The organism is Pedobacter sp. SYSU D00535 (assembly GCF_017355855.1).
In the GTDB taxonomy this organism is placed as follows: Bacteria; Bacteroidota; Bacteroidia; order Sphingobacteriales; family Sphingobacteriaceae; genus Desertivirga.
In genome coordinates, this window is the sequence record NZ_JAFEWD010000013.1 from 1 (window position 1) to 15,209 (window position 15,209).

19 protein-coding genes are annotated in these 15,209 nt (G+C 42.0%); 12 read left to right on the forward strand and 7 right to left on the reverse strand.

Annotated elements, in window-relative coordinates; genetic code table 11:
* Window positions 1-570: 570 nt before the first annotated feature.
* Entirely contained in the window at window positions 571-1,173 is a 603-nt protein-coding gene (locus J4N23_RS18645) for a DUF4468 domain-containing protein (protein WP_207429356.1), read from the reverse strand.
* 210 nt (window positions 1,174-1,383) lie between these two features.
* On the opposite strand from J4N23_RS18645, the gene J4N23_RS18650 reads away from it, so the two are divergent.
* A complete protein-coding gene (locus tag J4N23_RS18650) occupies window positions 1,384-1,692 on the forward strand; it encodes a hypothetical protein (RefSeq protein ID WP_207429357.1) in 309 nt (102 codons plus the stop codon).
* A gap of 313 nt (window positions 1,693-2,005) precedes the next feature.
* Here the strand turns inward: J4N23_RS18650 and J4N23_RS18655 are convergent, their stop codons facing one another.
* The gene (locus J4N23_RS18655; RefSeq protein ID WP_207429358.1) at window positions 2,006-2,230 is read right to left on the reverse strand and encodes a CDGSH iron-sulfur domain-containing protein; all 225 of its coding nucleotides are present in this window, start codon (window positions 2,228-2,230) and stop codon (window positions 2,006-2,008) included.
* A 366-nt stretch (window positions 2,231-2,596) separates the two neighbouring features.
* Between J4N23_RS18655 and J4N23_RS18660 the strand changes: the two genes are divergently transcribed.
* From J4N23_RS18660 to J4N23_RS18670, 3 genes are all read left to right on the forward strand, one after another.
* Window positions 2,597-4,252, forward strand: coding sequence for an ATP-binding protein (locus J4N23_RS18660; protein WP_207429359.1), 1,656 nt, complete (start codon window positions 2,597-2,599; stop codon window positions 4,250-4,252).
* Window positions 4,249-4,881, forward strand: a complete 633-nt coding sequence (locus tag J4N23_RS18665; RefSeq protein ID WP_207429360.1) for a response regulator transcription factor — start codon at window positions 4,249-4,251, stop codon at window positions 4,879-4,881. Before J4N23_RS18660 ends, J4N23_RS18665 begins: the two co-directional genes overlap by 4 nt.
* 110 nt (window positions 4,882-4,991) lie before the next feature.
* Window positions 4,992-5,315, forward strand: a complete 324-nt coding sequence (locus J4N23_RS18670) for a hypothetical protein (protein WP_207429361.1) — start codon at window positions 4,992-4,994, stop codon at window positions 5,313-5,315.
* Window positions 5,316-5,443: 128 nt separating this feature from the next.
* Here the strand turns inward: J4N23_RS18670 and J4N23_RS18675 are convergent, their stop codons facing one another.
* The 3 genes from J4N23_RS18675 to J4N23_RS18685 form a co-directional block, all read right to left on the reverse strand.
* Window positions 5,444-5,593: a hypothetical protein gene (locus tag J4N23_RS18675; protein WP_207429362.1), complete on the reverse strand. Its 150-nt coding sequence runs from the start codon at window positions 5,591-5,593 to the stop codon at window positions 5,444-5,446.
* Between the two features lie 276 nt (window positions 5,594-5,869).
* Window positions 5,870-6,106, reverse strand: coding sequence for a hypothetical protein (locus J4N23_RS18680; RefSeq protein ID WP_207429363.1), 237 nt, complete (start codon window positions 6,104-6,106; stop codon window positions 5,870-5,872).
* A gap of 147 nt (window positions 6,107-6,253) precedes the next feature.
* On the reverse strand, window positions 6,254-6,409 hold the full coding sequence (locus J4N23_RS18685) for a hypothetical protein (RefSeq protein WP_207429364.1): 156 nt from the start codon (window positions 6,407-6,409) through the stop codon (window positions 6,254-6,256).
* Between the two features lie 31 nt (window positions 6,410-6,440).
* On the opposite strand from J4N23_RS18685, the gene J4N23_RS18690 reads away from it, so the two are divergent.
* From J4N23_RS18690 to J4N23_RS18700, 3 genes are all read left to right on the forward strand, one after another.
* Window positions 6,441-6,596: a hypothetical protein gene (locus J4N23_RS18690; RefSeq protein WP_207429365.1), complete on the forward strand. Its 156-nt coding sequence runs from the start codon at window positions 6,441-6,443 to the stop codon at window positions 6,594-6,596.
* Window positions 6,597-6,680: 84 nt separating this feature from the next.
* Window positions 6,681-7,805 carry an MBL fold metallo-hydrolase gene (locus J4N23_RS18695; protein WP_207429366.1) on the forward strand — a complete coding sequence of 375 codons (1,125 nt, stop codon included), beginning with the start codon at window positions 6,681-6,683 and terminating at the stop codon, window positions 7,803-7,805.
* A 968-nt stretch (window positions 7,806-8,773) separates the two neighbouring features.
* Window positions 8,774-9,205: a hypothetical protein gene (locus J4N23_RS18700; protein WP_207429367.1), complete on the forward strand. Its 432-nt coding sequence runs from the start codon at window positions 8,774-8,776 to the stop codon at window positions 9,203-9,205.
* A 183-nt stretch (window positions 9,206-9,388) separates the two neighbouring features.
* Here J4N23_RS18700 and J4N23_RS18705 read toward each other — a convergent pair whose 3' ends face one another.
* Window positions 9,389-9,691, reverse strand: coding sequence for a hypothetical protein (locus J4N23_RS18705; RefSeq protein WP_207429368.1), 303 nt, complete (start codon window positions 9,689-9,691; stop codon window positions 9,389-9,391).
* A gap of 1 nt (window position 9,692) precedes the next feature.
* A complete protein-coding gene (locus J4N23_RS18710) occupies window positions 9,693-9,986 on the reverse strand; it encodes a hypothetical protein (RefSeq protein WP_207429369.1) in 294 nt (97 codons plus the stop codon).
* A 387-nt stretch (window positions 9,987-10,373) separates the two neighbouring features.
* Between J4N23_RS18710 and J4N23_RS18715 the strand changes: the two genes are divergently transcribed.
* From J4N23_RS18715 to J4N23_RS18735, 5 genes are all read left to right on the forward strand, one after another.
* Window positions 10,374-11,066, forward strand: a complete 693-nt coding sequence (locus tag J4N23_RS18715; protein ID WP_207429370.1) for an RraA family protein — start codon at window positions 10,374-10,376, stop codon at window positions 11,064-11,066.
* Window positions 11,067-11,076: 10 nt separating this feature from the next.
* Window positions 11,077-11,835 carry an SDR family NAD(P)-dependent oxidoreductase gene (locus J4N23_RS18720; RefSeq protein WP_207429371.1) on the forward strand — a complete coding sequence of 253 codons (759 nt, stop codon included), beginning with the start codon at window positions 11,077-11,079 and terminating at the stop codon, window positions 11,833-11,835.
* 50 nt (window positions 11,836-11,885) lie between these two features.
* Window positions 11,886-12,155, forward strand: a complete 270-nt coding sequence (locus tag J4N23_RS18725) for a UxaA family hydrolase (RefSeq protein WP_207429372.1) — start codon at window positions 11,886-11,888, stop codon at window positions 12,153-12,155.
* Window positions 12,156-12,175: 20 nt separating this feature from the next.
* Window positions 12,176-13,366 (forward strand): UxaA family hydrolase, encoded by a 1,191-nt coding sequence (locus J4N23_RS18730; protein WP_207429373.1) that lies wholly within the window; start codon window positions 12,176-12,178, stop codon window positions 13,364-13,366.
* Between the two features lie 111 nt (window positions 13,367-13,477).
* On the forward strand, window positions 13,478-15,139 hold the full coding sequence (locus J4N23_RS18735) for a glycoside hydrolase family 28 protein (RefSeq protein ID WP_242689291.1): 1,662 nt from the start codon (window positions 13,478-13,480) through the stop codon (window positions 15,137-15,139).
* Window positions 15,140-15,209: the final 70 nt, after the last annotated feature.

The following is a 15,209-nucleotide window of genomic DNA, read 5'->3' on the forward strand; positions in this document are numbered from 1 at the left end:
CGATGGAAAAGTAGAAATCAAATAACCGCAACACCACTTGTATAGTTCATAAAGGAATAACAAATTGCAGTGTATAATTGAATTAGTAATAAGCAATAAACCTGTATAGCTATTTCAGGACGAGACAAAGAACGTTTGGTATTTTCCGAACGTTTCCCGAACAGTTCCCGAACAAATGGTAGGTTTTCCCGAACAAACGCCGAACACTCCCCGAGACAATCCCGAATCAGGTACCTGTTTGGTAATAACCTTTCACGACCGTGTGCGGAATAACAGCCGAAGGAGCTTCGAATCATTACTGAAAAAGATCTGGCAATTCTTCCCCATGCTGGCGCACCCCTTACTGTCCGTAAAGTTGGCAGGGCTCTACGGATTCCAGTATAAATGAGAGTCTCTAACTCGATGGTAGTGGAGTTTAAACTCCTGATTATTGTTCAATCCGTAGAGACGCTACGCTTAACTCTCGGACAGAGGGATTGTTGTTTCGTTCAATAACGAAACAGGTCCCGGTACGCCACGAACTGAATCTTAAAAACTTTTTTAAGAATGTTGTTTGTTAGCATATAAATTTTACCAATTATCTTCCTTACTATCACTCAGCGCCTTTTTCAATGACAATATCAGCGCATCGATCGTTATCTGAGTCTGTTTTTGGTATTGTGGGTGCAAGAGCCTCGAATCTGCCTTGGCTTTTTCCATTTGTCGCGCGTTCAGCTTGATACCTGACTTTTGCATCTCTGCTTCCCAGTTTTTTTCCCAATTAATCAACCAGGCTTCCGAATTTATCTTCGGCGGGTTGGGTACCATCGCAGTCGGCTCTCCCTCATACTCTAAATCCGAAATTGAATACCGATACTTCTGATCCTTAAAGTCAAGCTTAATCGAATACATCAAACGCATGCGCGTAACTCCATAAGAGTGCTTAAGGTTGATAGGGGAGAAGCCTTTTACCACCATCATGCCGCCTTCCTTGTCGTCAATTTCTGTCACAGCTTTGGCCGAGTTGAAGATTTCGCCCACCCATCGTTTAGCTTTTAAATACAATTGTTCTTTGGTGGCCGCTTGATTTACCACTTCAGTAAACTTGATGCGTCCGGTAAGTGAATCGATAGGCCAGGTGTCAGCACTTCCAAAAAGTGGAATAAAAAGTAAGGAGAAGAGAATAGCCTTCATAATTGCGTAGGTTTTACGCCTGCAATCTCCAAAAAATATCCTGAAAACAAAAATCCCCGCTACGGCGAGCATAAGCGTTTTGCATAGGCGCTTGCTGGTTCGAGCTTGCAGCTCGGACACCTTACTGTCCTCAGCGTTGCGTACTTGTGCCTTAGACCACTGGCCCGAAACATAGCACCCACAGTTTTGTTGCACTAAAAAGTCATAGATATGCAACAACAGAATCAGGGTAAGATTACTATACAACAGGGACAAAAGAACGGTGAAGAACTTGTTTGGGGAGCCGTAGTCGGAGAAACGGAGTTTCAATATTTAGGAGAAGCAAGGGAAGCATTAAATGCTATAAATTGGGAAACGGCAGAAGAAATTTGTGGCCGAAGGCTGGATGATTCGTTTGCTATTTTGTTCAAAGTGCTTGAGAATAAGGCAGGAACATGGAAAGAAGATGAGGAGCGGGTTCTCTTATACATGATTAGTAAAGAACAGGAAAGTCTGCAACAGGATAGAGATGGTGAGTAGCCGTTTATGAAGAATTTAATGGGGCTCGTCTTTGCGCAAGTATGCTGCGTTGACCTGTGGGGGGTGTACTTGTGCCTTAGACCAACAAAGGCTCTGCTTTCGTTATCTCAATGAACCCTTCAGCCTAAAATAGTCCCTGTCGTGCATTTTTCCGGATTTGCTACAGAAGCTTATCATTGGAAATACAGTAGCGCAATTGACTATTCCGGCGGTAGAGGGATCTTGGATAGTGACTTAGTATAATGAGGTCCGAGCTTGCAAGCTCGGACCAACAAATGCCACCTGATCCGTGCATCCTGCAATAGTAGGGACACTAAACTTTCTTGGGTGGCAAATCGAATGCGACTGCTTCGTGCTCAAAATGGCCGTTGTGCGATCCATCACAAAAGGGCTTGTTCTTAGAAAGTCCGCATCGGCAGATCGATACCACTGTCCGGCCTTGTAGGCCATAAGCGTTACCATTCTTGTCCACAATTTCGAAATCTCCTTCAATTCTAACCGAACCGTTGTTGTTTATTGTAAGTTTTGTAGTTGCCATTTTTTGATTTTGGGCAAAAGTATAATAATGCATCAAGGAAAACGACTAATTTCCCATGCCATGATGTAAATTCCCCGCTGTCCGGAGCGTTAAGCCTGGAACGAATGTTTCTGAAGCACCATTTCATAGTAGTGCAGCAGATTATTCAGGAAGCCGGGAGCACCTTGACATCGACTTTCTATACCAAAGCTACCAGCTTCTTTCATTGCGGGCATTAAGCCAGCCCATGGCTAATTCGGCCCTTAACCTTAAGCCAGCAAGGGATTTGGGCTTACTGATGTCGTTTTACAGACTGTAAATCCGTATCATTACGTTCGAAAAGCGCATTATCATAAACGACTTGATAGGTTTTTTAAGAAGATTCCAATGAACATAAAAACGCTGATACTAATAATGATCAATAGTTTGATCGTATTGGTGATCGCTTTGTTGTCTTTCTCGTTCTATGAACAGTTTTCAAGTGTTTTGAACGACCGTATTCTAGCGCAGTTAAATTCAATCGAAACCCTTGAAAGTATTCAGATAGAGAATCTGATAAAGTCAGAATGGGAAAGTTTTAAAACTTCTGACGAGTCTAGCGAAAATATGGATAGCGCTGCTTTCGCGCTTCCGGATAGTATAAAAATGATCAGTGGCATCCACGATTTTACTCCCTATCATAAAAATAAAAAAGCAACGATAGGCTTTGTTCTGAATGCCAAGAAAGGCAGAAAGATCAAGGTTATCGATTATAGCAATATACAAGAGATCCTGTTGGAACGAACGGGTATGGGCGAGAGTGGAGAGACCTATCTTGTTGGCGAAGATTTTCGAATGCGTTCTGAATCTCGTTTTTTTTCGGATAAAAAACCTTATGATATATCTGTAAGAACTCCTGGGGTAATCAGTGCCTTAAAAGGGATCAATGGAAGAGCTATTTTTGAAGATTATAGAGGTGTTCCGGTTTATAGTGTCTACAGTCTGATTCAAATTTCAAATCTAAAGTTGGTTATTCTCTCTGAAATTGATGTAAGTGAGGTGACGAAGCCTTTGGATAGATTGAAGTTAAGGCTGATGACCTTAACGCTCGTCGTTTTTTTAGTTGCTGTTACGCTATCTCTTTTCCTGACACGAATTATTGTTGACCCGATAAAGAATATGCGAAATAGCCTGAGAGTGATGGCTAAAGGCGACTACAATCAACACATCGAATACAAAAGAAGCTCAAAGGAAATAAAGGAAATGTTCGATGCGCTATCGAACCTGAAAGCTTCTTTACAGGGTGCTGTAAAATTTTCGGAAGCAATCGGCAATATGGATGTAAAAACAATCTATGAACCCGGTAGTGCCAATGACGTCCTGGGGAAAAGTCTGCTGACGATGAGAAATAAGCTGATCGATTTTAAAAACCAGGAAGATAATACCAGGACAATGGCAAAGCGGCTGTTGGTGAACGGTTTGGAAAATGAAAGGCGCCGACTTTCGAGAGAGCTTCATGATGGTGTGGGCCCTTATTTAACTTCGTTGAAGCACTACATTGAAAATAACGTCGAAGATGAGTTGAAGAAAAATGAAATGAAAAAAATAGTGGATGAAACTATTTCCGAAATCAGGTCCATGTCGAACGCATTGATGCCTGCTTCTATAGATGATTTTGGAATTGGCGTAACACTAACAAATTACATCGAAAACTTAAACAGATCAACCAGTATAAACATTGAATATGAGGATCTTACCAAACAAGAAAACTCAAGGATTACAGACCATCAGGCAATCAACCTTTTTAGAATAAGCCAGGAGCTGATAAATAATTCACTTAAACACGCTAAGGCGAAAAACATCCGGATTACCCTCTCAGAATTTGATGAGTTTATTTCGCTTTTCTATTTTGATGACGGGATTGGTTTTGATATTAGCACTGTTAAACTCGGGTCTGGAATCACCAACATTAAAGAGCGCGTAGACATTTGCAATGGTAAAATTACGATCAATGCATTACCCGGAAATACAACTTTCGAAATTGAACTACCTGTTGAATCATGAATGAGATCAAATTAATAATTGCTGACGACCATGATCTTTTTAGAAATGGGCTTGTAGAGTTACTTAAAAAGCATGACGATATTAGAATTGTTAAAAGTGTTGCTGATGGTGCTGAGTTGATGAACCTGGTAAAACAGGAGATGGAGGCGGATATAGTTTTGCTGGATCTCACTATGCCAGAGATGGACGGTTTTGAGGTGTTGAAGGAATTAAAAAACGTAGACGCCAACATCAAACCTATTGTCATTTCTATGCATAGTGCTGGTAACTACATTGCAAAATGCGCCAAAATGGGTGCCTACGGTTACCTCTTAAAAAACACGGATGAATCTGAACTGATCCTTGCCATCAGGACTGTTCACAGAGGGAAGAAGTATTTTAGCGCTGAAATCTCTGAGAAAATGATCAACTTCATGTCTGCCCAAAGCGTCAGCGAGGATGTTTTATCAAAGAAAGAGGCGGAGGTTTTGCGACTGATTTCTAAGGGTTTGACCACAAAAGAGATTGCTGCTCAATTGTTTGTGAGTTCACGCACGATAGAAACACATCGCACGAATATTCTTAAAAAGTTGGAAGTGAAAAACACTGCCGAACTTATTAAAAAAGCCACTGAATTAAGTTTGATCTAAACTTCAATTTTGAAGCATCCGTAGAAATACGGATGCAAATAGGGTGAATTCCTGTATTCCCAAACCCTTGTCATCGACTGTAAATTTGTTAGACACATAAAAGAACAGTCATGAAAAAAGCAGCATTAATTTTAGGATTGTTTGTCGTTTCATTTGGTGCCCTGGCACAAGAAAAAAGCGAAGTAAAACAAAGTGATCTGAAAGGTCCGGAATATAAAAATTTTAAGCACTGGATGCATAAAGCGGTGCCAACAAAAGTACAGTCTGCTACCACTGTAGAAACAGTTCAAGGGCCTGCATTTAAGAACCGTCAGCCAGGGAGAGCTACTGCAAATGTAGAACAGACGGTAGTGACCACTGGTAGAAATGAGCAGCAGAAATTGAAAGGCCCTGCTTACAAAAACTACAATCATCATACGAGAAGACCTAATTAAGGATCGCTAATTCGGATTTCCGTACTGGTCGTAGCCTCTTGCTACGACCTTTTTTTTTGTCACCCTGTTACCCCCCTCTAGCGCAAGCGTCGCGCTTGTGCTGTCCTTGCAATGGCCCAACCTAAATGTTAGCTTAGCTTTTCATGAGTACCAAGTACAAAATTAGGGACCAGCAGAAGCTGTACTTCGTAAGCTTTGCAGTAGTTTACTGGCTGGATGTATTTATCCGAAACGAGTACCTCCTCTAGCGCAAGCGTCCGCTTGTGCTGTACTTGCATTGGCCCAACCTAAATGTTAGCTTTCCCCTATGGTTGGTGTTATCACCATACCATTTTCTCTATTCATATTCATGCCAGATCCCAGACATTACATATGTTCCATATAATGCGTAAGCAAAGGATCAGAAACGTCTAAAAGGTAATAAGGGGCGGAGGAGTAAAGATACTCCTCAGGCAATGAACAGAGTCGGCTCTTACTGGATTGTTATGTATGTAGTCAAGTTTCTGTTCCAGTACTGCCCGGTTGAACATTGTAGCTTTATAAGGTCTCCTTTCCTAAAAGTGAAACTGTCGGTCATTTTGGCTACTTCTATAATTGTTTAATTCTTTTGGGAAGTTGTGCAGTAGATTGAATTTTATTTGCTGTGCGGTAAATTTCAAAAACTGCTGCTGGACACTTTTATCCATCCAGTCATCCTGCTTCCGCCATAGCAGGTGGATGTGATTAGGCATTATTACATAGCCATACAGCCATACTCTTTTCTCATGCACAAGAAAGGAAAGGCTTTCCATGATAATCTGTTTATGTTTTTCATGCGATAAAAGGTGCTGCCAATTAAGGCATGTAGCTGTAAAAAATTCAAGGCCAGGGTACATTATGTGAATGTAAGAAAATAAATTTTTAGAGGTATGGTGATAACACCAACCTCAGGTATAATGTTAGCTTAGCTTTTCATGAGTACCAAGTACAAAATCAGGGACCAGCAGAAGCTGTACTTCGTAAGCTTTGCAGTAGTTTACTAGCTGGATGTATTTATCCGAAACGAGTACAGAGCCTCTCTCTGGCGCAAGCGTCCGCTTGTGCTGTAGTTGCATTGGCCCAACCTAAATGTTAGCTTAGCTTTTCATGAGTGCCAAGTACAAAATCAGGGACCAGCAGAAGCTGTACTTCGTAAGCTTTGCAGTAGTTTACTGGCTGGATGTATTTATCCGAAACGAGTACAGAGCCCTCAGCCCTTACTGCATACTTGCGCCGAACCATGGGGATGCTTGCGAGTTCTAGTCGAAAGAGATCTTCTTTCTTTTACCTTTGTAAGCTCTTGGAAAGATCCCGCCGTAAAGTGTAAGGCTTATTAACAGAGATAAAATGTTCAATTTCAAAATAAAAAGAAAACATATTTTAAGCGCCCTGGCTATCGCATTACTCCTTGTTTTAGGCGTAACAGGTTACTACGTAAATAATCAAATTGGGCAGTTAAAATCTTCCGACGAGCGAAAAAAGGAATATTCCGGGCATCGATATTATTCACCTTTGAAAGACGAATTTATAAGTCCGAAAGAGATCGTTTCTCATCCTGAACAAACAACAGGAGGTAACCCTGGCTTCGGGAGGTTTTTCAAAAGATCTCCTAACGCCCCGGAGTTTGAACTGCCCAAACGTGCACTTACAAAAAGGGATTTTTCAGAAGTGCCTTCTTCATATGCCGCCTATTGGCTAGGGCATTCCAGTGCCATCATTGAACTTGATGGATACCGTATTTTAATCGATCCTGTGTTTGAAAATGCAGGCCCTTTGCCGATAATTGCCAGGAGAATGAGCGCTCCCCCGTTGCAGCGCGAGGAACTCCCAAAGATTGACATCGTAATAATCACCCACGATCACTACGATCACCTGGAAACAGAAACTATCAAGTTTTTGGCGAACAAGAACATCCGCTTCATCGTTCCGCTAGCCGTAGGAGCCAGGCTGGAGGGATGGGGGGTGTCAAAGAATAAGATCAAAGAGCTGGCCTGGAATCAGTCTGTAAAACATGGATCACTTAGTATAACCGCTTGCCCAACTGTACATTATTCGGGAAGAAGTTATAATGACAGGAATAAAACCTTGTGGGCCTCCTATGTAATTAAAGGAGAGAAGAAGAATCTTTATTGGAGCGGAGATACTGGTTATGGCGAACATTTCAAAGAAATAGGCCAGAAATACGGACCATTTGATTTGGCTTTTATGGAGATAGATGCATGGAACAAAGGCTGGCCGAATACCCATCTTTTTCCGGAACAGGTAATCCAGGCTTCTCAGGAGATAAACGCCAGTCTGCTATTTCCTATTCATTTCTCTACCTTTGACTTAGCCTTGCATCCCTGGAACGAATCAATTAATATGGTAGCGGATTTGGCCCAAAAAAATAACATCGAAATGGTGACCCCGCTGATGGGAGAGAAAGTGATCCCGGGAATAACACCGACAAAAAAATGGTGGTTATCACGATAAATGCTTCAGAAGAATGAAGGTTTAGATAAAGTCGCTAGCGTGGTTGATGCCTCCTGCCAGACTCTGTTCAGCAGATAGGCCAACATACCGAAACGCGTCTGAACCTGTTGCCAACCAATACAGAGGCAAGCATGAACGAATACTGAACGAAGCCGGGAAAACATCGCTATAAGGTCGCTATAACATCGCTGTAAGGTCGCTATAAGGTGCTTGTATGGCTTTGAGATGTTAAAAGAATAGGTGTTTCGGAGGTGGTGGTTTAAAAATAGCAATAAAATTTAGCCTGTCATGAAAAAAGCGTAAGGAATTAAAGTGCCGGCTTTAAAGGCATAAAGGCTCACAGTAGCTGGACACTACTTATTTTTGGATCGGTCTATTAATATGTGCTTCTACTTTCTCTAACAAAATCTTTAATATAAAGATAAATAATCTAGTCCTGCTTGACAGTTTATACTATTCCAATCCCTCTCTTTATCTCTCGCGTCCGCTTGTGCTGCGATTACAGGTGCCCTAAATCGTCCTCGTTTTCGAGGGGAAATGCAGCGAGGTTTGCGGACTTTTCCTAATTTTTATCTTGGTGATTGCTCAATCTCTTGATTTTCTGCGTCAACAGCTCGACCATATTTATCTATTTCAGTTTTACACTTCTCACAAGTCCACCCTCCGTACAGCGCTTGTCTTTCGTTTTGCGGCATTCTGATAATTGGTTGTTTAGTGTGACACGAAGGACAACACACCCGACTGAAGTTGAGCCCAAATTTCGACTTATTACGGCTTTTTATCGCAAAAAAAACAATAAGTGCCACGGGAAGGGTTGCATATCCTACGAAATCAGTAAGTGAAAATTGAACTATCGAAGTCATTGGAATGCGTCATTCTATGAAATGAAGATACAACTATTCCCCGTTGGCTTCATTGCAAAGTATTTGTAATTGCATCTTTTCCTATCTTACTTCAAAATCTACAATATGTGTTTTGCAGTTTTTATAGGGACAGATGAGGAACTAGAAACGGGAGAGTTTGTTCCTAAGGAAACGGATATCTATTTTGAAGAGATATCGCCGGAACAAAATGAATATCTAAGATCTAAATTTTCTAAGCAATACATTTATTATGTCGGCTCAGATACACGTTGTTCCTGTGGCTTAAACTTTTATTCTGCTGAATTTGATAATCCTGAGTGGCAGGATAATAAGCGTTCACCTCAAAAGTTTATCGAATTTATTAAAGAGAGAACAGAGAAGGAGCTTCTTGAATACTATTGTTGCTGGGAGGGCGACTGGGAGGAAGATCCGGAAGATTTTGAAGAAATAAACATCAATAATATTTCATTAGATAAGAACTATTTCGGCCTAACGGAGCGACAGTTTATAATTTTTAGAGGTATAGATTTGGAGTAGAAATGTGTTTTCTATATCCCCTCGCTGTCCTAAAGTTCCCACGATCTACGGATTCTCCAACAGAAAAAGCCTTCGACTCGCTCACCCAAAATCAACCATTATCAAACCCTGGCTAGTGCGAGCATGAGCATTTTTGCATATGCGCCGCGACCAATGGACATTAAGCTTGCCACAGCCGCGACTTTATGCCATTAAGTTTTTACGAAAGGAATTAATATTAAATAAGCCTAGTTTTTGCCCACCGTATAAATCATAGACATCGCAATGAAAATACGACTTCAATAACTTCAATACTCGCTTCAATTCCATCCAAGTCGGCTCATCTGCATTTGATAAAGGAACAGAAATACCTATGGCATCCCCTCCATTAATTCCCAGTTTGGGCATGGGGAAGATTTCAAATCCCAGGCTTGTTTTCACAGAAGCTTTATGTATCTCCTCGAAATCAAGACGTCTTGACGATTCTGCTATAATATTAAAAGCCATTTTAGTCGACAATAAAGCTTATGGTTAAATTTCCAGGATACTGGTTATTTAACTCCATTTTCAAAAGGTCAGTAGTATTCTTAGGTACACTTTGGCCCCGTAAATCAATTTTTACTAAATGTTTGGGGTTAGGGGGTAACTGCGTATCGTAATAGCGAAGCCTTCCTAAAATAAACCTTAAGGTTCGATTCAATTTCTCCGCAGATGATAGGTCATGGTTATATACGTAGATAAACTCATTCCTTTCTAGCCTTGTTCCTTCGGGAGTTACGATTCCCCAATCTAGCTTATCCATTCATTACTTCAATTGTTCTCCTAATATAGAATATAGGTTTATTAAACAGAAGTTATCCTCTTCCCTTTCCCAGCCCCACACTGTCCCTGAAGTCCCTATTAATTTCCCAATAAAAAAGAGTATCCAACCCACTCACCCAAACTCCCCTATTATCAAACCTCTTTCTTCCATATCGCAATCAATAGCCGAAGCGTACATTTGCTGCTTCAACCTTGCAGCCCGAACCTCCCCTTAGAAGATAATTTCCTATCTTTCGATCGATAAAACGGCTTTATTTGTGTTTTTGGTATTGCCCCCTTAGGTGCTGAACCGGAATAAAATAGAGAACTAACTGTCCTGCAAAAACAGAGAAGTAAGAATTGCTATCCTTTAAATTATATATATACAATGGAACTTTGGAAAGATGATACAGAGTTATTTGATATTGCCCGGAAAGAATTGTTTACCGCGCTGGTAGGCGATATTCTTGATAAGATGGGTTATTTGCACCAATTTGTTTCGCCTCACATAAAGCCTTTACGAAGCGACATGGTAGTGATTGGCCGTGCTATGCCTGTGTTGGAAGCCGATGTTTTCGCCGAAGTAGTAGAAGGGAGTCAGGTGCCACTCATGAAAAAGCCTTTTGGGATTATGTTTGAAGCATTGGACAGCCTGCAACCCAATGAAGTGTATATATGCTCCGGCTCGTCTCCCCGTTACGCTTTATGGGGTGGCCTGATGAGTACGAGGGCACTGAAATTAAAGGCTGCGGGAGCGGTAGTGGATGGCTATTCCAGGGATACGCCTGAAATTCTGCGGCTGAATTTTCCAACCTTTTCTTTGGGCAGTTATGCACAAGACCAGGGACCTCGCGGTAAAGTGATTGATTACAGGGTTCCAATAGAATTTAATGGCGTAAGGGTCAATCCGGGTGATATCGTATATGGAGATCTCGATGGATTGCTGATCATACCCAAAGAAGCAGAAAAAGAAGCGTTCAGCGGTGCCATAGAAAAAGCAAGAGGAGAAAAGCTGGTACAGAAAGCCCTGGAAGAAGGGATGAGTACGGTCGATGCATTTAAGAAATTTGGAATCATGTAAAGATTGAATTATGGAAAATATTTTATCCTTAGAAGGGAAAGTTGCTTTAATAACGGGTGGGGGATCAGGCATCGGTCTTGGCATTGCAGAAACATTTGCAAAGGCAGGGGCAAGGGTTGTCATTACGGGACGGCGTGAGGATGTTCTGCAGCACGCAGTGGAGAAAGTCGGGAACGGGGCTTGTTACTACGCGCAGGATATTTCTCTGCAGAAAGAGGTGCCTGCCCTGGTTGACAAAATTGAAAGAGAAGTGGGGCCTATTGATATCCTGGTCAACAATGCGGGCCAGCATCTGAAAAAGCCGGCCGGGGTAACCACTGATGAAGAATTTTTAAGTGTATTGCAAGTGCATTTGCTCAGCGTTTTCACCTTGTCGCGTGAGGTAGCGAACCGAATGAGCCAACGCAAGAGTGGAAACATTATTTTGATCAGTTCGATGTCGGCGTTTATGGGCATGAGTCAGGTAGTCGCCTACACCACAGCAAAAACTGCCTTGATTGGTTTGATGCGTGCATTTATGGCCGATTACAGCCTGGATAATATCCGCATCAATGCGATTGCACCAGGCTGGATTGAATCCGACATGATGTTCAAAGCAATTCAATCAGATGAAAAAAGAAGGGAAAAGATCATGAACCGTATTCCTTTTCAACGATTTGGTAAACCGCAGGATATTGGCAATGCTGCACTGTTTTTAGCTTCTGATGCGGCTGCTTATATAACCGGTGTTTTATTGCCGGTAGACGGCGGTGCTGCCTTTGCTTTTTAATCCCGGGTAATGATAGAAGTGAAAGGTCGTTTTAGATGGTAGAGACAAGAATGAGTACGAACAAAATTCTCCGTATTAATATCCATGATAATGTAGCTATAGCTTTGCAGCCATTGTCAGAAGGGGATGAATATTTCTTAGATGATAATACAGAGCCTCTTGCATTACTAAACAATATTCCATACACTCATAAGGTGGCCATAAGACCTATAAAAAAGGACGAAAAAATAATCAAGTATGGAAGTCCCATTGGTTCTGCCCTGTATGATATAAAGCCAGGAGAACACGTACATAGTCATAACATGAAGAGTAATTATTAGAACTTAATTATTACCTAAGGATGAAAGGATACTTAAGAGATAACGGCGAGAAGGGTATAAGAAACACTTTACTGATTGTTTATACAGTGGAGTGTTCGCATCATGTTGCCAGGGAAATCGCGTCAGAATTTAAAGATAAAGATGTACATGTGATCGGCTTTAGCGGATGCGCACCCAACGAATACGCTAACAACATGTTGAAGAACCTGTGTACACACGCTAACGTAGGTGCCGTTTTATTTATTTCCCTGGGATGTGAAAACCTCGATACCGCTGGCATATCTGCTGCTGTAAAGAAATCAAATCGTCCCGTACATACATTGGTCATACAGGAGACCGGGGGGACATTAAAAACCATACAGGAAGGAGTTAAGTGGGTAGATGGAGCGTATACCCTGATTCAATCGGTGCCACAGGTAAATTTAGATTGGGATGAACTAATAGTGGGGACCATCTGTGGCGGCTCGGATGCCACGAGTGGAATAGCGGCTAATCCGGCTATCGGCAAATCTTTTGATATCCTTGTTGCGAAAGGAGCCACAACCATATTTGAAGAAACAGGTGAATTGATTGGATGTGAGCAGATCATGGCCGATCGTGCTGCTGATGAAACCTTGGCCAAGGAGCTTTTGTCAACTGTAGAAAAAGCGTATGTGTACTATAAAAAAATGGGACATGACAGCTTTTCTGCCGGTAATGCCACCGGTGGTTTAACAACAATAGAAGAAAAATCAATGGGAGCTTATTGTAAAAGTGGCGACTCTGTCATAAGCGGAATAATCAAACCAACGCAAAGAGCCCCCAAGCCAGGGTTATATTTATTGGATGTTGTTCCCGATGGTGAGCCCCTTTTCGGATTTCCAAACATTAATGATAATGCAGAGATTGCGGAGCTGATATCTTGTGGTGCCCACATTATTTTGTTCTCCACAGGCAGAGGTTCAGTGGTTGGTTCAGCAATTTCACCTGTTGTAAAAATTTGCGGTAATCCAAAAACATTTGAAAGGCTCCGGGACGACATGGACATCAATGCCGGCAAAATAATTAATGGAGAATCGAGTTTAGATGAATTGGGACAGGAGATTGTTGACTATATCGAAAAGGTTAGCGAAGGGATGCTTACACGATCAGAAGCATTAAGGCATCGCGAATTTGTATTAACCTATAAACAGTTTCAATTGGATTATCAACCTGGTTGTTTCCCTGCTTAATCTGTAGTTACCTGTAAAAATAGTACTGAATTTATTAGCGTGCAGGGCGGCTGTCCTGACTGCCTGAATAGTATAAATTCGACAAACGCTAAGCACCCTTATATAGGCCATATGAAAAGAAATCATTCAATACCAACAGCTTCGAGATTATTGCCATTAAAGTCCGTTTCTGCTAAGATGAAGGCGGCAATCAAATTAAGAACGCTCGCTTTTATTCTGGCTTTAGTTGCGGGTATGCAAAGCAGCTTCGCAAAAGGAACCGATCCTCTTGATTCTATTCCTACGAAGGATGAAGTGGGGGCATTAAGAATGCCTGATGAGATTGCACCTGTCTATGCGCCATTTCCTATGCCTCAATTCAAAAAGCCCACATTTAAACCGCTGACAATGCAGATTACGGAGAAGGGGGCAAAGCAGGGTGTCATGAGTACAAAAGCGATACAAGCGGCTATTGACGAGGTGCATCGTAAGGGTGGCGGTACCGTTATTGTTCCCAAAGGCATTTGGAATACCGGCCGTATCAGCCTGAAAAGTAATGTGAACTTTCATGTCTCTGAAGGGGCCGAACTGCGTTTCAGCGGCGAAATTAAAGACTACCTGCCGGTTGTATTTACCCGTAGTGCAGGCGTAGAAGGTATGTCGCTGGGAGCTTGCATTTATGCGAACGGCCAGCAGAATATCGCCATCACAGGTAAAGGTACGCTGATTGGGCCTGCTCCGGGATCTGTAAGAAAACAGAACATAGGCTATGGAACGTTTGAAGAAAAAGTCCCTTTCGAGAAGCCCGCAACGCAACGAATATTTGATGGAAAGAACGGAGGTCCGATCTTCCTGCCCACGTTTATTGGTCCCATTAATTGTAAAGACGTCTATATAGAAGGCGTTTCATTAAGAGAAACGGCTTTCTGGAATATTGTCCCGGTGTATTGTGAAAATGTCATCATCCGCGGTGTTGACGTTTACTCAGTTGGTATCCCGACAGGAGATGGTATGGACATCGAATCCTGCAAAAATGTGTTGATAGAATACTGTACGTTGGCGGCGGGTGACGATTGCTTCACCATCAAGTCCGGAAGAGGCGAGGACGGCTTGCGTGTGAATAAACCTTCAGAAAATATCGTGATAAGATATAGCCTTGCAAAGCAAGGACACGGAGGCGTTACTACCGGAAGTGAAACTGCAGGCATGATCAGGAACTTGTATGTGCATGATTGTGTTTTTGATGATACTGATACCGGAATACGTTTTAAAACAAGGAGGCCAAGAGGTGGTGGCGGAGAAAACTTGTATTACGAGCGGATCAGGATGAACCTAAGGGGAACAGCCGTCAATGTAGACATGTTAGGGAGCAGCATGTATGTAGGAGCCCTGGCAAGCAGGGATAATGTGGTTGTAAATAAATTAACTCCTCTATACAGGAATATCAGCATAAAAAATATTGTTGTAGAGCAGTCATCGCAGTTTTTAAAGGTTAATGGCCTGCCAGAGTCGCCTTTGAGCAATTTGTCAATTGAAAATGCAACCGTTCGTTCTAAAAAATTGATCACGCTGAACGACGCAAAGGGTGTTGTGTTGAAGAATCTGAAAATAAGCAGCGGAGATAGTTTGATCCAGGTATTGGATAGCAAGAATATTGCGTTCGAAGACGTGCATTTCGCTGTGCCGGGAAATGAACTGAAGACCGAAATTAAAGGCGATAAAGTTGGCAGTATTGTGTTCAAGGATTGTACACCCGCGAAACCCGAAGGCTGGGAAACAACATCTCGCCAGTGAGGTGTAAATACTGTTGGGATGCTGCTCGTTGCCGGCGCACACCGGGCGGCGTGTGCCTTTTAATAATTTT

Bases quoted from the DNA above. Each gene is read 5' to 3' on its own strand.
- J4N23_RS18680 (WP_207429363.1), bottom strand. From the start codon at position 6,106: ATGGAAAGCCTTTCCTTTCTTGTGCATGAGAAAAGAGTATGGCTGTAT.
- J4N23_RS18720 (WP_207429371.1), top strand. From the start codon at position 11,077: ATGGAAAATATTTTATCCTTAGAAGGGAAAGTTGCTTTAATAACGGGT.
- J4N23_RS18725 (WP_207429372.1), top strand. From the start codon at position 11,886: ATGAGTACGAACAAAATTCTCCGTATTAATATCCATGATAATGTAGCT.
- J4N23_RS18700 (WP_207429367.1), top strand. From the start codon at position 8,774: ATGTGTTTTGCAGTTTTTATAGGGACAGATGAGGAACTAGAAACGGGA.
- J4N23_RS18705 (WP_207429368.1), bottom strand. From the start codon at position 9,691: ATGGCTTTTAATATTATAGCAGAATCGTCAAGACGTCTTGATTTCGAG.
- J4N23_RS18685 (WP_207429364.1), bottom strand. From the start codon at position 6,409: ATGCAACTACAGCACAAGCGGACGCTTGCGCCAGAGAGAGGCTCTGTA.
- J4N23_RS18675 (WP_207429362.1), bottom strand. From the start codon at position 5,593: ATGCAAGTACAGCACAAGCGGACGCTTGCGCTAGAGGAGGTACTCGTT.
- J4N23_RS18690 (WP_207429365.1), top strand. From the start codon at position 6,441: ATGAGTGCCAAGTACAAAATCAGGGACCAGCAGAAGCTGTACTTCGTA.
- J4N23_RS18710 (WP_207429369.1), bottom strand. From the start codon at position 9,986: ATGGATAAGCTAGATTGGGGAATCGTAACTCCCGAAGGAACAAGGCTA.
- J4N23_RS18735 (WP_242689291.1), top strand. From the start codon at position 13,478: ATGAAAAGAAATCATTCAATACCAACAGCTTCGAGATTATTGCCATTA.
- J4N23_RS18665 (WP_207429360.1), top strand. From the start codon at position 4,249: ATGAATGAGATCAAATTAATAATTGCTGACGACCATGATCTTTTTAGA.
- J4N23_RS18645 (WP_207429356.1), bottom strand. From the start codon at position 1,173: ATGAAGGCTATTCTCTTCTCCTTACTTTTTATTCCACTTTTTGGAAGT.
- J4N23_RS18660 (WP_207429359.1), top strand. From the start codon at position 2,597: ATGAACATAAAAACGCTGATACTAATAATGATCAATAGTTTGATCGTA.
- J4N23_RS18730 (WP_207429373.1), top strand. From the start codon at position 12,176: ATGAAAGGATACTTAAGAGATAACGGCGAGAAGGGTATAAGAAACACT.
- J4N23_RS18655 (WP_207429358.1), bottom strand. From the start codon at position 2,230: ATGGCAACTACAAAACTTACAATAAACAACAACGGTTCGGTTAGAATT.
- J4N23_RS18650 (WP_207429357.1), top strand. From the start codon at position 1,384: ATGCAACAACAGAATCAGGGTAAGATTACTATACAACAGGGACAAAAG.
- J4N23_RS18695 (WP_207429366.1), top strand. From the start codon at position 6,681: ATGTTCAATTTCAAAATAAAAAGAAAACATATTTTAAGCGCCCTGGCT.
- J4N23_RS18715 (WP_207429370.1), top strand. From the start codon at position 10,374: ATGGAACTTTGGAAAGATGATACAGAGTTATTTGATATTGCCCGGAAA.
- J4N23_RS18670 (WP_207429361.1), top strand. From the start codon at position 4,992: ATGAAAAAAGCAGCATTAATTTTAGGATTGTTTGTCGTTTCATTTGGT.